Origin of the sequence: Priestia sp. JV24 (assembly GCF_025910025.1) — a bacterium.
GTDB classification, from domain to species: domain Bacteria; phylum Bacillota; class Bacilli; order Bacillales; family Bacillaceae_H; genus Priestia; species Priestia megaterium.
This window is the reverse complement of sequence record NZ_JAPCIN010000009.1, coordinates 40,536-58,328: the sequence shown is the minus strand read 5'-3', so window position 1 is coordinate 58,328 and position 17,793 is coordinate 40,536. Positions and strand designations below refer to the sequence as shown.

The 17,793-nt window shown below is 37.0% G+C and carries 16 protein-coding genes; 5 read left to right on the top strand and 11 right to left on the bottom strand.

What is annotated here, in order from left to right:
• Positions 1–23: 23 nt before the first annotated feature.
• The 6 genes from OK414_RS02520 to OK414_RS02495 all read right to left on the bottom strand — a co-directional run bounded on the left by OK414_RS02520 (position 24) and on the right by OK414_RS02495 (position 6,102).
• On the bottom strand, positions 24–851 hold the full coding sequence (locus OK414_RS02520) for an MIP/aquaporin family protein (RefSeq protein WP_013055262.1): 828 nt from the start codon (positions 849–851) through the stop codon (positions 24–26).
• Between the two features lie 178 nt (positions 852–1,029).
• On the bottom strand, positions 1,030–1,584 hold the full coding sequence (locus OK414_RS02515) for a glycerol-3-phosphate responsive antiterminator (protein WP_016762942.1): 555 nt from the start codon (positions 1,582–1,584) through the stop codon (positions 1,030–1,032).
• A 113-nt stretch (positions 1,585–1,697) separates the two neighbouring features.
• Positions 1,698–3,236, bottom strand: coding sequence for a carbon-nitrogen hydrolase family protein (locus OK414_RS02510; protein ID WP_016762941.1), 1,539 nt, complete (start codon positions 3,234–3,236; stop codon positions 1,698–1,700).
• 316 nt (positions 3,237–3,552) lie between these two features.
• Entirely contained in the window at positions 3,553–4,323 is a 771-nt protein-coding gene (locus tag OK414_RS02505; RefSeq protein ID WP_128821301.1) for a L,D-transpeptidase, read from the bottom strand.
• A 189-nt stretch (positions 4,324–4,512) separates the two neighbouring features.
• Positions 4,513–5,307: a SurA N-terminal domain-containing protein gene (locus tag OK414_RS02500; RefSeq protein WP_034654560.1), complete on the bottom strand. Its 795-nt coding sequence runs from the start codon at positions 5,305–5,307 to the stop codon at positions 4,513–4,515.
• 402 nt (positions 5,308–5,709) lie between these two features.
• Positions 5,710–6,102: a YhcU family protein gene (locus OK414_RS02495; RefSeq protein ID WP_013081630.1), complete on the bottom strand. Its 393-nt coding sequence runs from the start codon at positions 6,100–6,102 to the stop codon at positions 5,710–5,712.
• Between the two features lie 155 nt (positions 6,103–6,257).
• On the opposite strand from OK414_RS02495, the gene OK414_RS02490 reads away from it, so the two are divergent.
• On the top strand, positions 6,258–7,169 hold the full coding sequence (locus OK414_RS02490; RefSeq protein ID WP_034654563.1) for an RluA family pseudouridine synthase: 912 nt from the start codon (positions 6,258–6,260) through the stop codon (positions 7,167–7,169).
• A gap of 202 nt (positions 7,170–7,371) precedes the next feature.
• On the opposite strand, the gene OK414_RS02485 is transcribed toward OK414_RS02490, so the two are convergent.
• The gene (locus OK414_RS02485; protein ID WP_263045979.1) at positions 7,372–9,390 is read right to left on the bottom strand and encodes a methyl-accepting chemotaxis protein; all 2,019 of its coding nucleotides are present in this window, start codon (positions 9,388–9,390) and stop codon (positions 7,372–7,374) included.
• A 140-nt stretch (positions 9,391–9,530) separates the two neighbouring features.
• A complete protein-coding gene (locus tag OK414_RS02480; RefSeq protein WP_016762935.1) occupies positions 9,531–10,406 on the bottom strand; it encodes a cation diffusion facilitator family transporter in 876 nt (291 codons plus the stop codon).
• 332 nt (positions 10,407–10,738) lie between these two features.
• Here OK414_RS02480 and OK414_RS02475 point away from each other — a divergent pair, with 332 nt between their 5' ends.
• Positions 10,739–11,695: an L-lactate dehydrogenase gene (locus OK414_RS02475; RefSeq protein WP_013081626.1), complete on the top strand. Its 957-nt coding sequence runs from the start codon at positions 10,739–10,741 to the stop codon at positions 11,693–11,695.
• Positions 11,696–11,757: 62 nt separating this feature from the next.
• Positions 11,758–13,338, top strand: a complete 1,581-nt coding sequence (locus tag OK414_RS02470) for a lactate permease LctP family transporter (RefSeq protein ID WP_034654572.1) — start codon at positions 11,758–11,760, stop codon at positions 13,336–13,338.
• A 96-nt stretch (positions 13,339–13,434) separates the two neighbouring features.
• Here the strand turns inward: OK414_RS02470 and OK414_RS02465 are convergent, their stop codons facing one another.
• Positions 13,435–14,427 (bottom strand): zinc-binding dehydrogenase, encoded by a 993-nt coding sequence (locus OK414_RS02465; RefSeq protein WP_034654575.1) that lies wholly within the window; start codon positions 14,425–14,427, stop codon positions 13,435–13,437.
• A gap of 416 nt (positions 14,428–14,843) precedes the next feature.
• On the opposite strand from OK414_RS02465, the gene OK414_RS02460 reads away from it, so the two are divergent.
• Positions 14,844–15,374, top strand: a complete 531-nt coding sequence (locus tag OK414_RS02460; protein WP_263045980.1) for an IseA DL-endopeptidase inhibitor family protein — start codon at positions 14,844–14,846, stop codon at positions 15,372–15,374.
• A gap of 248 nt (positions 15,375–15,622) precedes the next feature.
• Here OK414_RS02460 and OK414_RS02455 read toward each other — a convergent pair whose 3' ends face one another.
• Positions 15,623–15,892, bottom strand: a complete 270-nt coding sequence (locus tag OK414_RS02455) for a hypothetical protein (protein ID WP_014461729.1) — start codon at positions 15,890–15,892, stop codon at positions 15,623–15,625.
• A 127-nt stretch (positions 15,893–16,019) separates the two neighbouring features.
• Between OK414_RS02455 and OK414_RS02450 the strand changes: the two genes are divergently transcribed.
• Entirely contained in the window at positions 16,020–17,162 is a 1,143-nt protein-coding gene (locus tag OK414_RS02450) for an AI-2E family transporter (RefSeq protein WP_013081622.1), read from the top strand.
• 35 nt (positions 17,163–17,197) lie between these two features.
• On the opposite strand, the gene OK414_RS02445 is transcribed toward OK414_RS02450, so the two are convergent.
• Positions 17,198–17,593, bottom strand: a complete 396-nt coding sequence (locus OK414_RS02445; protein WP_016762930.1) for an SET domain-containing protein — start codon at positions 17,591–17,593, stop codon at positions 17,198–17,200.
• Between the last annotated feature and the right edge of the window lie 200 nt (positions 17,594–17,793).

Genomic DNA, 17,793 nt, shown 5'->3' with positions numbered 1-17,793 from the left:
CATAGTTAGATGGTAAAGCGCATTCATTTTTTCGGTACTACTGCTGATTGAATCTGTGCTGCCTTTTGTTTAGAAACAGCGTAGATAACTGCTAAAACAATCAGGGCTAGACTTAAAACAACCCATAAGCTGCTTGACATTTTATTTAAAAATGCCGCTTGGTAAAATACTGCCCCGATTGATCCGCCTACTAAAGGACCCACTACTGGCACCCAAGCATATTTCCAGTTCGAGCTGCCTTTGCCAGGTATCGGCAAGATAGCATGAGCAATACGAGGTCCTAAATCACGAGCCGGGTTGATGGCATAGCCTGTTGTTCCTCCTAATGATAAACCGATACTTACAATTAAAAATCCTACTACTAAAGGATTTAATCCATCTGTAAATTTATTTGCTCCAATTGCTAGGATTCCTACTACTAATACAAACGTTCCAATTGCCTCACTTAAAACGTTTGCAAATGGGTTAGCAATTGCTGGCCCCGTTGCGAATACACCTAATTTTGTACCAGCATCTTTTGTTTCTTTCCAGTGTGGAAGATAGTGTAAATATACAACTGTTGCACCAAGAATGGCTCCAATAAACTGAGCTAAAATGTACATTGGTACTTGTGACCACGGAAAATCCCCTGTAATAGCAAGCGCTACGGTTAACGCTGGATTTAAGTGTGCCCCACTCATATTACCAACCGCATATGCTGCCATTGCTACTGCCATTCCCCATCCCATTGTGATAACGATCCATCCTGAATTAGCAGCAAACGATTTTTTTAAATTGACGCCCGCACATACACCAGCGCCAAGAATAATTAAAATCATTGTTCCAATTATTTCTCCTAAGAATGCTTGCATATTAATAACCTCCCCTTTGTATGAAAACGATTAAAATGACAAGAAAATAAGAAAATCCACAATACATCCCCCTAATAAAATCATTAAAAGGCTATACCGTGGATCTCCTATTCTCCCTCACGTCTATTAACTTATCTAGAAGTTTACTAGATGATGAAAGCGTTGTCAAACAGTTTTTTTAAGTTGAAATACTCCACAGTTCTCTATTTGATGTTGTAACAGCAGAAGCCCCGGCTCCTAAAGCATTACGAACTTCTTCTTCGGTTCGTATCAAACCTCCAGCTAACACTGGAATGCCTGTTTCAGCTTTGACTTCTTGAATTAAAGTGGGCACAATTCCAGGAAGAAGCTCAATATAATCGGGTTTTACTTTCTTCATTAACTCGTAGCTTTTCTTCAAAGCCGTGCTGTCTAATAAAAAGACCCGTTGAATGGCATAGATCCCTCTTTGTTTAGCTTTTAAAATGACGTTTGTTCTTGTCGAAATAATTCCTGCAGGCTTAAACTCCTGACACAAAAAATCAACCGCATACTCATCGTGCTTTAAGCCATGAATTAAATCTAAATGAATAATTAGCTTCTTTTCATGCTTATGGACCTCTTTCATAATTCCTTTTAGCATGCCTACTTGATTGTCTAAAAGAACTCCGTACTCATAATTACTTACTAAAAACTTTTCCAATTGCTTCATATCTCGAACAGCGGGTAATACCGATTGTCCATGAAAACTCATGTTTTCCCCTCTTTTCCATGGTTAGTCCACAAAATTCATTATAATAGTTTTTATTATGGCAAAAGTTGAAATAAAAAACACCATGCATTTGCATGATGTTTTTAGAAAATACGTTATTTTTTATATTTAATATTGTAAACGTCATGGCGTCGGTCTTTTAATTGACGAACCGTTCCTGATTGACGCTGGCGGCGAAGAATTTCTAAATCTACGTCTCCAATAACTACCATTTCAATATTAGGATTACATTCTCCTACAATGCCGTCTCGTGCAAATTCAAAGTCAGAAGGTGCAAAAATAGCAGACTGAGCATACTGAATGTCCATGTTTTCTGTTTCAGGCAGGTTTCCAACTGTACCTGCGATAACCGTATAAATTTGGTTTTCGATTGCGCGCGCCTGAGAGCAGTATCTTACGCGGAGATAGCCTTGACGGTCTTCCGTACAGAATGGTGTAAAAATGATATTTGCACCTTTATCTGTAGCAATACGAGCAAGCTCCGGAAATTCAATATCATAGCAAATTTGGATCGCAATTTTACCGCAATCTGTATCAAACACTTCAACTTTATCTCCTGGACTAATTCCCCACCATTTTCTTTCATTAGGTGTAATATGCACTTTATACTGTTTTTCAATTGTTCCATCTCGGCGGAATAGGTACGCAATATTAAAAATATCTCCATTATCTTCTTCGACGAAGTGGGATCCTCCAATAATATTTACGTTATATTTAACCGCTAAGTTAGTGAATAGCTCAATGTACTCTTCCGTATATTCTGCTACGCGCTGAACCGCTTTGCTTGGAATCTTTTCATTCAAGAAAGACATTAGCTGAGTGGTGAAAATTTCTGGGAAGACGCAGAAATCCGCTTTTGCGTCATAAGCAACATCTGTATAATATTCTACCTGTGTTGCAAACTCTTCAAATGAATTGATCTGTTTCATCATATACTGAACAACACAAATACGCACTGGGAATGATGTTTTAAAATGGCGTTTTGAGCGGCGAACGTAATCTACGTTGTTCCATTCCATCAAAGTTGCATACTTATTAGAAGCTAAGTCATCAGGAAGATAACCAGGGTTTATACGCATAAGCGTAAATCCGTTCATTAGCTGAAAAGATAGCACTGGATCATAAATTTTATGATGAATAACTTGCTCTACATATTCTCTAGGCGACATTTCAGCTGAATGCTTATGGTAATTAGGAATTCTTCCTCCGATGATGATACTTTTCAGGTTCAATTCACGTGCTAAATCTTTACGCGCTTCATATAAGCGGCGTCCTATTTTCATGCCGCGATACTTTGGATGAACCATTACTTCAATTCCATACAGATTGTAGCCTTCCGGGTTATGATTTGTAATGTATCCTTCGTCTGTAATATCGTCCCACGTATGCTGATCATCGTACTCATCAAAGTTCACAATCAAGCTTGAACAAGATCCGATAATTTCCCCGTCGTACTCTGCACATATTTGTCCTTCTGGAAAAATGGCCAGATGACTTTCAAGCTGTTCTTTTTTCCACGGATCCATTCCGGGGAATGATAGCTTTTGAAGTGCTAAAATTTCATCTATATCGTCCGATTTGATGTTACGAATAATCATTTTTTTCTCAAATTTTGATAAATCTATTGTAGACATACGCTAACACAACCCTTTCTCTCTCTTCATTAGGCAATTAGTTTCCCTATTTTTTATTATAATAAACATTATTAAAAATTCAAAAAATGAGGTTGAGACATAAAGAAATAAATACAATCTAAAGACGAACAAATGGATGCATTAGCTCGTATGAATAGCTTGTGACACCGCTGTTGATTTCCGTGCAACTGCTAGAAGGAACAAAACGGATGAAATCTACGTTCACCATAATAAAAAAACGAACCATGAATCAAACATGTTGATCAATGGTTCGTTTTTCACTTAGGCTAAAATACTTTTGTCTCAGCCTCATTTTCTATTTGCAAATATCTAATTTTATGGATGTTTTTTTATTGGGATAATTTTCAATAAATCCTGGCCCTAAAGAGACTTTAATGCCATTTATTTTATATACATTATAGCGTTCCCCGCGATTTAACGTACGAATCTTTATCCATTTTCCTTTTTCTTCTTTTAACAAAACCATCGGTGATTGAATCGTTACAAAACCAATTTGGCCTTTTGAGAGCTTTTTCGTTTTACAAAGATTCTGGGCCACTGGAGCACTGCTTACTTTGTATTTGTTTTTAACAGCGATTGAATCAAAACTTTGAGAATGAAATTGACCAATAACCACTTTTGTACCGGTTTGAACGCGGTCAAACAGCCAGCGTACCTCTTCATCATACATACGAATGCACCCTGAACTTGCGTAAGTCCCGATAGAACTTGGATTATTATTTCCATGAATAGCATACGTCGTTCCATATGTTCCGCGCGCATTTAATCCTAGCCAGCGATCACCTAGCGGATTCCTAGGATCTCCTCCCCGAATGTTGTCTTTATAATAAGGCCGGTTTTTAATTTTATTCACAATGCTAAAGGTACCCTCTGGTGTATAACTCATCTGCCTCCCTGTCGCAACTTTGAACGTCCTGACTAATTTTCCTCCATCATAAAAAGCAAGGGTGTTAGTAGATTTGTTAATAATAATAAGTTGATTTGACGCCGCAGACGCATTGCCTGTCAGACCCATCCCCGCGAGTAAAAAAACAAGCCCAACAAAAAAAACAGCCACCTTTTTCATTTATCGACTCCCCCAATTTCTCTTGTATCTATATAAGAAGAGTATAGGATGAAAGGCAAACCATCAGAACACTTTTTATCTTATAAGTCAAAATACAATAAAATCTTTCACGCACCCCTTTTTACTGACAAGAAGCAATAAATGTACATAACAAAAAAACGGCCCTTTAAAGGGCCGTTTCATTTGTATTTAAAGCTTCACTTCAACTTTTGCATTTTTCTTAAGTTCTTCAACTTTTTTCTCCAATGCTTCTTGTTTCTTTTGTTGTTCAAGCTGCTGCTTAATTTGTGGCTTTACGTCTTCAAGCTTTGGCATTTGAGATTGTTCTTTACCGCCGCTTGCTTGACTTTGGCTTTGTTTTGCAAATTGATCGTAATAATCTTGAATTTCTTTATCTGTTACTTCTGGTGTTTGAATGTCTTTATCTACGTACTGCTGATATTTAATGCTGTCAGCCAGCTCAGACTTTAATTGTGATTGAGTTAGTCCTGCATCTTTTAAAGCCGCTTTAAACTGTTTATCTGTTTTGAACTGCTTTTTCGTTTCTTTTAACTTTTTATTTACTTCTTCATCAGTTGCTTTATAGCCTTTGTTTTCAGCTTCTTGCAATAGCAGCGTTTGCCCTACTAAATTGTCAATTGTTTGCTGCTTTACTTGTTTAGCTGCTTCTTTAGATGTTGGGTCTTGTCCCATTTGTTGATATTGGGCTTGTGATGAAGATAATGCCGCATTATATTCTTCACCAGAAACTTTTTTACCGTTTACAACCGCTACGGTTTTCTTCTCATCTACTTTTTGTTTATCTAATTTCTTCTGCATTTCTTTTGCTTGCTTTTCCTGCTTTTCCTGAGCCTCTTTTTGCTTCTCAGTTTGTGCAGTTTTCTGATCATCACTTTTTGATTGCTTTGCATCATCGTTTGAACCGCATGCTGTTAAAGCTGCAGCAATTACCCCAATGAGCAATGTATACATCAGTTTTTTCATGATTAATCTCCTTTCATAATCCCAAACGATTATTAGCTATTCGAAAAAATCATCTAGGGGGCATTGTATATGATATAGGCGTAAAAAGAAACCATTTAGGCTAATTTTAAACATATGTAATAAGATTGAAACGTTCTGTAATCTTATGAAAGGTAAATGCTCTTCTTTATACGGCCTGTCTAATCATAACATTATTTAGTATGATTTACATAATTTACAGTACGTTATACATCTGTATTATTTCAATTTATTTGTTATATGAAAAGCAATAGTATTTGATTTCATGTTTCTCTAAGAACTTTATACGAATTTAACGATATCACAAGTTCTTTTTTTATCCAATTGAAAGCCAAAATTCATTAAAAAAAGAAAAAAGCATGGGATAATCATGCTTTTTTCTTTTCAATTTATGTATGAATTATAAAACGATTCATACGAATACGTAATCAAATTGTTTTCTTTTGCAAAACACTCAATGGAAACAGGAAATAAGAACCCGTATTTTTTTAAAATTGCAATATTTTTTTCGAATTGCTCGCAGTCGCTTTCTTCAATCGGCCGATGCTGGATCGCTTCAATCACGGCAATTATTGTCTGAAGGCTACTAATGACTTGCAATGCTTCATCGAGTAAGCCATTATATAAATGGTCTGTACAATAATCTGGGTTCAATAATTCATCAGGATTAAGCTTATCTACAGATACATACCGAGGTAACAAGTCATAGCGAAGCTGTTCAGTCAACTCTTCTATGTAATTCTCCATTTCTGGCGGAGCTGCTTGGGCAATTTTCATGGTTACCCCCCCTTTTTTCTCTTAACTTATGTCTCTTTATTTAGCATAACATAAACATAAAACGAGAACTTCAGGTAGTTATTTCCTCCTAATTATTTACAAGTTCTTTTAAAAGATTAAAGGATATTTACTAGTATGTAAGGAAGGGATTAAATATGAGTATACACGGCCAATGGCTAGAAGATAAAATCGCAAAAAATGATGCAGGGCAAACAATTGAAGATTATTTAAAAACGAAATGGCGTATTCCTAAAAAAACGCTGCATCAGTTTCGGATGAAGAAAAATGTGCTTATAAACGGCGAGCCTTTACCATGGAGAAACACTCTTAAGGAACATGATAAAATGTCACTTCCTTTTTTTGAAGCAGAGCCTAATGAAATAACACCTTACAATGTTGATATAGAGATTTTGTTTGAAGATGAGCACGTACTAATCGTAAACAAACCAATCAACCTAGATACTCACCCTTCATCAGAACAAGACCAAAAAACTCTTTTAAATGCTGTAGCTGCTTATTTTCAAAAAATAGGCCTCAAAACAAAGCCTAGACACGTTCACCGTTTGGACAGCGATACATCAGGTGCTATCTTATTCACGAAGCATTTTGTAGCAAGCTCTGTGTTTGATCAGCTGCTGGCTGAACGTAAAATTAATCGGACTTATATTGCCATCGTCCAAGGAATCATAAAAAAAGAGGACGGAATCATCAATGAACCCATTGGACGCGATCGTCATCACGCTACAAGAAGAAGAGTATCTAGAACGGGACAAGCTGCCAAAACACGTTATCGGGTGTTAAAACGCAATACGGCGAAAAACGAAACGCTTATTGAACTTTCGCTCGAAACCGGACGCACTCACCAAATTCGTGTTCATATGAGTCACATCGGCTATCCATTACTTGGTGATACTCTTTATGGAGGAAAGAGATTAAAAGAACAGCAGCAAGCTTTACATGCCACTAAGCTTTCTTTTATACACCCGTTTACACGTCAGCGCGTATCAGCTGTTGCACCTCTAACTCAGCAAGTCTTTTCGCCTTACAGCAAGTTGTTTTCTTATTAAATATAAAAGAGAGGTTAAGACACAACCAGCTAAGGGCAAACAAATAGAAGAAGTGCGCTGAACCGCTTGAGATACCTACATGAAACCTGCGTTCACCATATCAATAAAAAAATCCGAACGAGTTGAATTCTTTATCAAGAATCTCAATTCATCGTTCGGATTTTCCTTTAACTAAAATACTTTTGTCCTAGCCTCTTTTTTTCTATTGAATTTTAAATTGACGAATCAAGTTCGCCAATTCTTCACTAATCTCTTGCAGATGTTCCGCTGATTGAGAAACAGTAGAAATAGCTCTAATTTGTTCTTCTGTGGAAGCGGTAATCTCTTCAGTTCCTGCTGCTGATTGCTGTGCAATGGCTGCTATGCTTTGAATTGCCGCTACCACGTCTTCCTTATGCTCATCGATACTGTCCATGCTGCTTGTCACATGTTCGACAGCCGCCGCCACTTGTTCAATCGTAGTTGCAATTTCGTGAAAAGCTCGTTCTGTATCTCCTACCACAAAGTCTTGAGACTTTGAAAGCTCTTCTGTACGGTTGCATTCTTCACGCGCAGCAGCGACTTCACCTTGAATCGCTGCAATCGTATGACGAACTTGTTCAGTGGCCTGAGAGGACTGTTCAGCAAGTTTTCGCACTTCTTCAGCTACTACCGCAAATCCTTTGCCATGTTCTCCTGCACGAGCTGCTTCAATACTAGCATTTAATGCAAGTAAATTTGTCTGATCTGAAATACTATTAATCGTGAAAATAATAGATTCAATTTTTTTCATCTTATTTGTTAACTCTTCCATTACAGCTTGAACAGCGTGAATCGTTTGAGACGATTCAGTGGTTTGGCTGCGAAGGAGCTGCATCTGTTTTAAACCTTTTTCATTGATGCTTACAGCTTCAATCGTCATTTTATTAATCTGTGCATTTTGTTCAATGACTTCTTCAATTTGCGAAGATAAACTCATCGTTTTATGATTAGTAGAGTCAGCGTCAGAAGCTTGCTGCGTGGCACCGCTGGCAATCTCATGGATAGCCCGGCCGATTTCCTCACTGGATGCAGTTGCTTCTTCAGATACGGCACTCAAGTCTTCAACAGACGTTTTTACTGTCTCAACAGATGTCTGAACCGTGCCAATCAATGTTTTCATTTTGGCTACCATATCATTAAATAAATGAGTAAGCTCACCAATTTCATCTTTTGACTTCGTCTTCACCTGAACCGTTAAATCGCCAGCTGTTACTTTGGCTACTTCATTTTTCAAGCGGCGAATCGGATTAGTAATAATTCTTGAGAAAAAGATGGTTAACACCACTGATAATAAGATGCCAATTAACGCAATCCAGACAATAACAGTCAGTAAATGATGAGCGCTTGAGAGCATTTCATTATAAATAAAGGCATTTCCTATCTTCCAATTCGTCCCTTCGAGAGTATCATATGCCATCACTCTCTCTTCACCTTGAAAGGTATACTTCATGAAATCTCTATTCCGGTCTGCTTCGTACATTTTTTTCATAAATGGCTGATTCATCATATTTTTCCCAGCTTCTGTTGGATGAACGAGCGCTGTGCCATTTTGATCAAATAAAAATGCATACCCACCGTGATTTACTTCTGCTTTACCTACAATGTTTTTTAATGCATCTAAGTCTAAATCAGTAGCTATAACGCCCAGCACATTTTTAGTATCTGGATCTAAAATAGCCTTTGCAATTGTCACGACCGTCTTTTTTGTTGCTGCATCTTCATATGGATCCGTATAAATAACCTCATTAGGTGATTCTACTGCTTGTTTGTACCATACCCTTGAAGTCGGATCATAGTTTGAACCAAACTCTTGTTTAGGAACAGAATACATTCCTTTATTTTTAGTGCCTATGTATTCAAGTGCTAGGTTTGGATACTTTTCTTTAAACTGCGTAAACTCTTTTTGAACTGTGTTCCATGTAAAATACGGATTTTTCTCTTGGTTTGTTTGATCTCCTTCCTGCTTAACAAAATTAACAATTACATCGTTTTCACTATACGTTAGCAAAGAACGACTATACATGTCTAAGTACGTATGAATGGTTTCTTTTAACTCTTTCACTTGACTTTGAGACTGAATTTCTACATCTTTTTCTATTTGCGTTTTGGTAAATTGATAAACAGCCCCTGAAACAACTAATAATAAAATAGCTATAAAAATACTAAAAAATACTACGAGCTTTGCACTTAACCTCTTCATTCCCTCACCCTTCTACAAAAATCTTTATATTACTAATAACGGCTTTTCATTTTCATTTTTGAAGAAGTTTTTGTGATTTATTTCAAATTCCCGCAAAATAAAACCAGCGCATCCTTTCATAACGAAAGAACGTGCTGGTCTTATTTTTGTTTTTCGTATGCATCAGGTTCAATATGAACAAGCGTATCTTTAATTTGATGCTCATCGTTCATCATATGTTCAATTTGATCAGCAATTTCATGGCTTTTGATAACATTTAAATGGGGATCTACTTTAACAGTTACATCAATCACGACTTGATTACCAAGCTTGCGCGCTTTCACATCTTCTACTTCTTTTACACCTTCTACAAGCTCGATGCTTTCTTTGTAGTGCCCTAACTTTTCTTCATCAAATCCGTCCGTTAAAGAATGAGCCGCTTCTTTAAAAATCTCAATGGCTGTTTTACAAATAATAATTCCCACAGCAAAAGCAGCTACCACGTCCAGCCAGGGCAGGCCGAATTGTGAGCCGAAAATTCCCACGACAGCCCCTATACTCACAAGTGCATCAGACAAATTATCTTTAGCAACCGCATATAAAGACTGGCTATCAAGTTTTTTAGCAAGCTTAATATTATATCGGTAGACACCACCCATAACAGCAGCCGCTCCAAGACCTACCCAAGCAGCCAGTAAATTAGGCGCTTCAGATTTGTCCATAAATAATGACTGACCCGCATCGACCAATACTTCTAGTCCGATTACCATCATGATAAAAGAAGCAATAAGTGAAGAGATATGTTCCGCTCTGGAATGTCCATAGGGATGATCATTATCGCGAGGTTTTTTAGAGATTTTTAAGCCGACTAAGACGGCAATTGATGCAATAATATCTGTAACATTATTAAGACCGTCGGCTTTTAATGCAGAGGAAGCGGTGACACCCGCAATGATAAGTTTACATGTCGATAAAAAGATATATGATAAGATACTAACCCAAGCGCCTTTTTGGGCTTGCTCATAGTAGTTCTCCATCCCTTCCACTCCTTTATTCAAAATAAGCAAACTTAGTGTAACAAATGGATTTCGTGTGGGTCTATAGAAACATTATTGGCTGCTAACATACAAATAGAGAATGTTAAACTCTTTAGCTTTCTGCAAAACAAGTTGCCTTTACTCAACACTTTAAACGTTTAAGATCTTTCTAAATGTGGCACTTCATGTAGAAGGACATTTTTTTAAATCGCCCTGTAAAATTGTTTACTATTTTTTAAAGGGTGTGATTTTTATCACAGCTGAAGCAATTTATTCTTGTTACACTAACATTGTGAAAAACATCACAAAATAAAATTCAAAGGATGATACAAATGAAAACACAATTTACACCAAAAACACGAAAAGTTGCCGTTATCGGAACTGGTTTTGTGGGCTCAAGCTACGCTTTTTCAATGGTGAATCAAGGTATTGCCAATGAATTAGTGTTAATCGATATGAACAAAGAAAAAGCAGAAGGTGAAGCACGTGATATCAATCATGGAATGCCATTTGCCACACCGATGAAAATCTGGGCTGGAGATTATAAAGACTGTGCTGACGCTGATTTAGTAGTTATTACAGCGGGCGCTAATCAAGCTCCAGGGGAAACACGCTTAGATCTAGTTGAAAAAAACGTTAAAATTTTTGAATGCATTGTAAAAGATATTATGAACAGCGGATTTGACGGCATCATTTTAGTGGCAACAAATCCAGTTGATATTCTCGCACACGTTACACAAAAAGTATCAGGATTACCAAACGAACGGGTAATTGGTTCAGGAACGATTCTTGACACAGCTCGCTTCCGCTACTTGTTAAGCGACTATTTCGAAGTAGATTCTCGCAACGTCCACGCTTATATTATGGGGGAACATGGAGATACGGAATTTCCTGTTTGGAGCCACGCGCAAATTGGCGGTGTGAAGCTCGAACATTTTATCAATACTGCCGCTATTGAAAAAGAACCCGATATGCAGCATCTATTCGAACAAACCCGCGATGCGGCTTACCATATTATTAATCGAAAAGGAGCGACTTATTACGGAATTGCAATGGGGCTTGTACGCATTACCAAGGCTATTTTAGATGATGAAAATTCTATTTTAACAGTATCTGCTTTATTAGAAGGACAATACGGTATTTCTGATGTGTATATCGGCGTACCAGCTATCATTAATAAAAACGGCGTGCGTCAAATTATTGAATTGAATTTAACCCCTCACGAACAGCAGCAGCTCGAGCACTCTGCTAGCATTCTTAAGCAAACTCGCGACAGAGCTTTTGTGTAACATCTAAAGATTTTTGCGGGGGACTCCCCCGCTCCCTTGTTTTAAATATGTAGTAGAGGTGTATGAATATGACGTGGACTCAGGTATATAATCCGTTAGATAATATTTGGCTTTCTGCACTAATTGCACTCATCCCCATTATCTTTTTCTTTATTGCTTTAACTCTTTTGAAATTAAAAGGACATATTGCTGCTGGTATTACAGTGCTTCTTGCTATGATTATTGCTATTTATTTTTATGATATGCCTGCCTCAATGATCTTAGGAGCCACAGGCTATGGGTTTCTGTATGCACTTTGGCCCATCAGCTATATTATTATCGGAGCGGTGTTCTTATACAAGCTAACTGTCAAAAGCGGACAGTTTACTACCATCAGACAATCTATTATTTCAATAACCGACGACCCCCGCTTGCAAATGCTGCTTGTTGCTTTTTCCTTTAATGCTTTTTTAGAAGGGGCAGCGGGATTTGGAGCTCCAATTGCCATTACAGCAGCGCTTCTAGTTGGACTTGGGTTCAAACCGTTAAAAGCAGCGGCGCTATGTTTAATTGCTAATACAGCTTCAGGAGCGTTTGGCGCCATGGGGATTCCTGTTATTGTCGCAGGACAAGTATCTGGCATAGATCCAAAAGAAATTGCTCATTTTCTTGGCACGCAGCTTCCGATTATTTCTTTTCTTATCCCTTTTTTACTTGTCTTTATTATGGATGGGATAAAAGGATTAAAAGACGTATGGAAAGCAACGAGCATCACAGCCGTTTCCTATGCACTGACACAGTATTTAACTGTTACATACATCGGCCCTGAACTTCCAAATATCACATCTTCTATTGTGAGTTTACTTGCTCTTGCTTTTTATATTAAACGAACAAGCCCGGCAGCGGCTAAAAGCTTCAGCCTGTCACCAAAACAGATTTTAAAGGCTTGGTCTCCTTTTATTCTATTAACGATACTCGTTACGGCTTGGAGCATTTCTTTTGTCAAAACAATGCTTGAACATATGAACCTGCTTATTAACGTCCCATTTTTACACAATCACGTAATTAAAGCAGCGCCTTTAGTAAAAGATCCTACGCCTTACGCTGCTATCTTAAAAATAGACGTATTTGCAGCAACAGGTACAGCAATTCTTATTGCTTGTATCCTTTCAGTTTTCTTGCTTAACATATCGCCAAAAGTGGCATGGACCACTCTTTTAGAAACCGTAAAAGAATTATCAAGGCCTATTATTACTATTATGATGGTCATTGCTTTTGCTTTTATTTCAAATTACTCAGGACAGTCTTCTACACTTGGATTGGCGCTCGCTACATCAGCTGCTTATTTTCCATTTTTATCCCCATTTCTTGGCTGGATCGGCGTATTTCTAACGGGGTCTGTCGTATCAAATAATGCGCTGTTCGGCAACTTGCAGCTAACTACAGCTCAGCAAATTAATGTCTTGCCGGTTATTCTCGTAGCGGCCAATACTGCCGGCGGCGTGATGGCTAAAATGCTTTCTCCTCAATCAATTGCTGTCGCTGCCGGAGCAGTGGGACTGGCTGGAAAAGAAGGTGAACTGTTTAAATACACGCTCAAATACAGCATGGGATTTTTGATAATAGGAGGATTTGTTACCTTTTTATTGGCGTGGTGGTTATGATAAAAAAGCGCTAAAAAACTGTTATTACCGTGTTTCTTTCATTTAAACAAACGTTTGATTATATAAAAAAGTCCCCAGTTAGCACTGGGGGTTTTTTTATTCTGAAATAAGTAAACCTATATTGCCGAATTGTTTTCCTTTATCTAATCGTTCGCAAGCTGCAACTGCCTCTGACAGCGGATAGAATCGATCGACGATTGGTTTAATTTGATGTTTCTCTATAAAATCCATCATGTCCACGAATTCTTCCTGACTTCCCATAGACGTACCAAGTATGTTGAATTGAGGATAAAAAATGGTTCTTAGAGGTAATTCAACTTCATTTCCAGAACTTGCACCAAAATTAACAATTCTTCCATTTGGCTTTAATATTTCAAAATAAGTAGGAAATAAAGCTGCCCCCACACTATCAAGTATGATATCTACTTTTCTATTGTTGGTTTCTTCTTTTAAGTTGCTTCCGCTATCTAATGCATAATTCGCTCCATGCTTTAGAGCTTGCTTTCTTTTTTCACCACTTCTAGAAGTGACTGTTACGTTAGCTCCGATAGCTTTTGCGAATAACAATCCATAGGTCGCGACTCCGCTTCCTATACCGGGAATAAGGAGGTGCTCTCCTTTTTTTAATTGGCCTTTTGTAAATAGAGCTCTATAAGCAGTTAAAGCGGATAGTGAAAGAACCCCCGCCTGTTTCCAAGATAGATAAGATGGCTTTTGTACAACGTTATTTGCTTGTATGATTACATACTCTGCAAATGTTCCATGTGATGGACCGCCTAAAATTTTAGGTGTAAGTGGAACGTGTTCTACACAATCCCACTCTAGACTCGGATTAACAATTACTTCCATTCCTTTTTTTAAACCTTTTATGCCTTCTCCCAATTCTTCTATAATGCCTGCACCGTCTGAACCGGGAATAATCGGCTTATCTCCTTTACCTCGATTTTTCATAACGAACAAGTCTCTCCGGTTTAAACCTGCTGTTTTTAACCTTATTTTTATTTCTCCCCTTTGAGGGTGCATCTCCTGAAGGTCTCTGTACTTCATGCCTGCTATTCCACTTTTTTCACTATGTATAATGCCTTTCATCCTTTCGCCTCCTCTTAATCTACCCTACTAAAAAGCTGTAAATGGCAAAAGAAATATGCCTAAAAAAAGGAAAAAAACAGTTTTCACATTCACTTTTTCACCGTTTTATCTTTATTTTTCTGTATCGTAAAGGTATTAAGCTTCTTTTATTACATTTTCGTTACAAACAATATTTTTGTAATAAAAAGATTAAAAAGTAGAAAGAAACGCCTGAAAATGTTAATAAATCAACCTTTAACTGGTAATTATCTTACTATACCTAGTTTAGAAACTAGTAAAAAACTAAAAAAAATTAAGAAAAAAAGCCAAAACACTTTCTTTTGTTACAGATTTATTGTAATATAAATGTAACAAAAGAAATATAAAACACATAATTGTTACATAAATAAGGTTAATTAATTAGGAGTGAGTTAGAAATGAAAAAAATTGGACTAGTTTTATCATCAATCGCTATTTTCTTTACACTAAGCACTGGAGTTACAGCACAAACAACATCTACAACATTAACGGATGCAAATGCTGTCAAAACTGCAGCTAGTGCCAGCAATCATTTCTGGAGTGCTCTGCACGGTTATAAAAACAAACCATGTACAGAACGTACATTTGAATATAAAGGAACTGAGTACGTGTATCTTTGCCCTGAATTTGATACAAAAGCTGAGCTATCAAGCTACTTATCTGAGACATTTACAAATAGTGCAGTAGAAAAAGGATTAACAAATTACGGCTATATCACATATAACGGCAAACTTGCACACCCAATCGGCGACGGATTCAGCATGTTAGAGTGGTCAAAAGCAAAAACAAAGCTTGTGTATCAAACAGCAACAGTTCGCTCTTATGAATTCACAGTTCCAACTGTAGATGGCGGCAGCGTAAAACGAACTGTCACATTCTATAAATCTAATTCTCAGTGGAAAGTAAATAAATTTGACGCTGTTCAATAATAAAAAAAGCAGGCCTGCTTGAGCAGACCTGCTTTTTTCTTTTTGATCGATAACATAAATAAAACTTCTACTTACAGCGCTCTAATAGCTGTAAATAGAAGTTGAGATCACAAGTTTAAGTAAATCAAATTTTGTCGAATCCTGTAGAAACAGTGATAAGTTACGTTTTATATTACAGGCTAAATTGCTTATTGTCAACATAATTCAGCAAAAAGATAGGGCAATATATTCAGAGCATAATAAAGACATTAACTTGGATTTTGTTCATGTTCCTCTGGGTTATCATGTACAGGATGAGCGCCTGGAAATAATCTCTGCGCTTTTTCATGAAGATTTTTGTTTTCATAATTAAATGCGCTATACGTTCGCTGCCCTTCTTCCCATGAAGTAGATTTCCCCAGTTTTTGATTAACAGGAGAGCCGAAAGGCCCGTCTGGAAATTCTTCAGCGGTTATATACTCATGGCTTTTTTCTACTGTAGAGAAATCATCATACGATGGTTGTTTGTCTTCTTTCAATGATTTCACCCCTTCTTTCTAGAAGATTTTCTACTAGTATGCACACTTCTTTGTAAAAAACCCTCTTAAATTAGTCTAAATCAGGGTATGATAACTATACATTTATTTTTAAAAGGAGTTGAACAGCTTGGAACCTAGACCTCAGAAAGGAACTTTTTTCCGAGAAAAAATCTTAAATAATAAATTTGTTGTATATACAATTATTATTTTTATTCTCAGCATGACTATTTTTTCGTTATCAAAAATCGGATTTATTTTAATTCCTATCTCTATTTTTATTAAAACAATCGCATTGCCAATTATCCTAGCAGGAATTTGCTTTTATTTATTTAATCCGCTTGTTGACTTTTTAGAACGAAAAGGTGTAAAACGAATTATTTCCATTCTTGTTTTATATATAGTGATTATCGGCGCATTAGCCATTATTATTTCATCGGTTATCCCGCCTCTAAAAAATCAAGTTGACCGTCTTATTGATAATATCCCAGAGCTGACGCATGACGTTCAGCATGCGGTGACTAATCTTTCGAATAACCGATATGTCGAACAGGGTCTTCAGTCGGCTAACACGGACCTAGATAAGATTTCAAAAGATGCATCAAAACACTTGAGTAAATATGTTTCTGGATTTTCAAGCGGTATTGTGAACTTTGTCGGCACCATTACAGAAATTATATTATCGGTTGCCGTTTTACCCTTTATTCTTTTCTACTTATTAAAAGATGGGAAAAACTTGCCTAATTACATTGTAAAACTGCTTCCAAACCGCTCTCGTTCTGAAGCTAAATTCATTTTAGCCGACATGAACCACGCATTAAGCGCATATATTCGCGGGCAAATTTTTGTTGCGATTTGTATAGGTGTACTGCTTTTCATTGGCTATCTGATTATTGGGTTAGATTATGCATTACTTCTAGCGATTATCGCCATGGTAACCAATGTTGTCCCATACCTTGGTCCTATTATCGCCATTATTCCAGCCATTATTATTGCATTTATTACGTCTCCTTTCATGCTTGTAAAACTAGCCATTGTCTGGGCAGTTGTTCAATTGCTTGAAGGTAAAGTAATATCTCCGCAAATTATGGGAAGAAGCCTAGACATTCACCCGATTACGGTCATTTTTGTCATTCTAACCGCCGGAAACTTATTCGGAATCATCGGTATTATTTTAGCCGTTCCTGGATATGCCGTTTTAAAAGTTATTATTACGCATATTTATCAATTCATCCGTTTGAATTCTACTATGTATCCAGATAAAAAAGCATAATAAAAAGCCCATCGATTTTCAATGGGCTTAACTTTTTACTTTTGTTCTTCTTCGTCTTCACGATCAAACCAAAGGAGCTCTTGATCATCTTCATCTCCATTATAGTTGATGAGAATTTCTTCCCCTGCTTGGATATCCGTATATGCATAAAAATCAAAGGTATGATTGTCAAAATTAATTTCATACGTAGCATTTGGTGTATACGAGTGATTAAACAGCATACCGTATCCCAAAAGAATAGCCGTATGATTCACTCCATATTCAAAAGCATAATCCGCTAGTGTTGTTTTCTCAATAAAATCATGCTCTTTATTAGGATAAGCGATTACGGGAGCTTCGTGAATAAGCGTTCCTTTTTTAATATCTTGCTTAGCAAATACACCTCTATTAAATTCTCCGTCGCTTATCGTAGACTTTTTTATTTCGATCATATTCGTCACCTATATATTCTTTCCTCTAAGATTTTCTTCTTCCCTAAGCTTGACAGTTTCTAATGGGGAAATCAACTGTTTTTCATAACCACTTGAATATAAACTGAAGGAACGCATATCATGCGCGCTTGTGTAAGCACTTACCTTAGTAGGAACATGCGATGTGGTTTTATTTTAGACATGGAGTCGCAATGATTTGG

Excerpts from the sequence above, each read along its gene's own strand:
- OK414_RS02475 (WP_013081626.1), top strand. The coding sequence starts at position 10,739 with ATGAAAACACAATTTACACCAAAAACACGAAAAGTTGCCGTTATCGGA.
- OK414_RS02460 (WP_263045980.1), top strand. The coding sequence starts at position 14,844 with ATGAAAAAAATTGGACTAGTTTTATCATCAATCGCTATTTTCTTTACA.
- OK414_RS02445 (WP_016762930.1), bottom strand. The coding sequence starts at position 17,593 with ATGATCGAAATAAAAAAGTCTACGATAAGCGACGGAGAATTTAATAGA.
- OK414_RS02485 (WP_263045979.1), bottom strand. The coding sequence starts at position 9,390 with ATGAAGAGGTTAAGTGCAAAGCTCGTAGTATTTTTTAGTATTTTTATA.
- OK414_RS02500 (WP_034654560.1), bottom strand. The coding sequence starts at position 5,307 with ATGAAAAAACTGATGTATACATTGCTCATTGGGGTAATTGCTGCAGCT.
- OK414_RS02470 (WP_034654572.1), top strand. The coding sequence starts at position 11,758 with ATGAATATGACGTGGACTCAGGTATATAATCCGTTAGATAATATTTGG.
- OK414_RS02520 (WP_013055262.1), bottom strand. The coding sequence starts at position 851 with ATGCAAGCATTCTTAGGAGAAATAATTGGAACAATGATTTTAATTATT.
- OK414_RS02505 (WP_128821301.1), bottom strand. The coding sequence starts at position 4,323 with ATGAAAAAGGTGGCTGTTTTTTTTGTTGGGCTTGTTTTTTTACTCGCG.
- OK414_RS02510 (WP_016762941.1), bottom strand. The coding sequence starts at position 3,236 with ATGTCTACAATAGATTTATCAAAATTTGAGAAAAAAATGATTATTCGT.
- OK414_RS02490 (WP_034654563.1), top strand. The coding sequence starts at position 6,258 with ATGAGTATACACGGCCAATGGCTAGAAGATAAAATCGCAAAAAATGAT.
- OK414_RS02515 (WP_016762942.1), bottom strand. The coding sequence starts at position 1,584 with ATGAGTTTTCATGGACAATCGGTATTACCCGCTGTTCGAGATATGAAG.
- OK414_RS02495 (WP_013081630.1), bottom strand. The coding sequence starts at position 6,102 with ATGAAAATTGCCCAAGCAGCTCCGCCAGAAATGGAGAATTACATAGAA.
- OK414_RS02465 (WP_034654575.1), bottom strand. The coding sequence starts at position 14,427 with ATGAAAGGCATTATACATAGTGAAAAAAGTGGAATAGCAGGCATGAAG.
- OK414_RS02480 (WP_016762935.1), bottom strand. The coding sequence starts at position 10,406 with ATGGAGAACTACTATGAGCAAGCCCAAAAAGGCGCTTGGGTTAGTATC.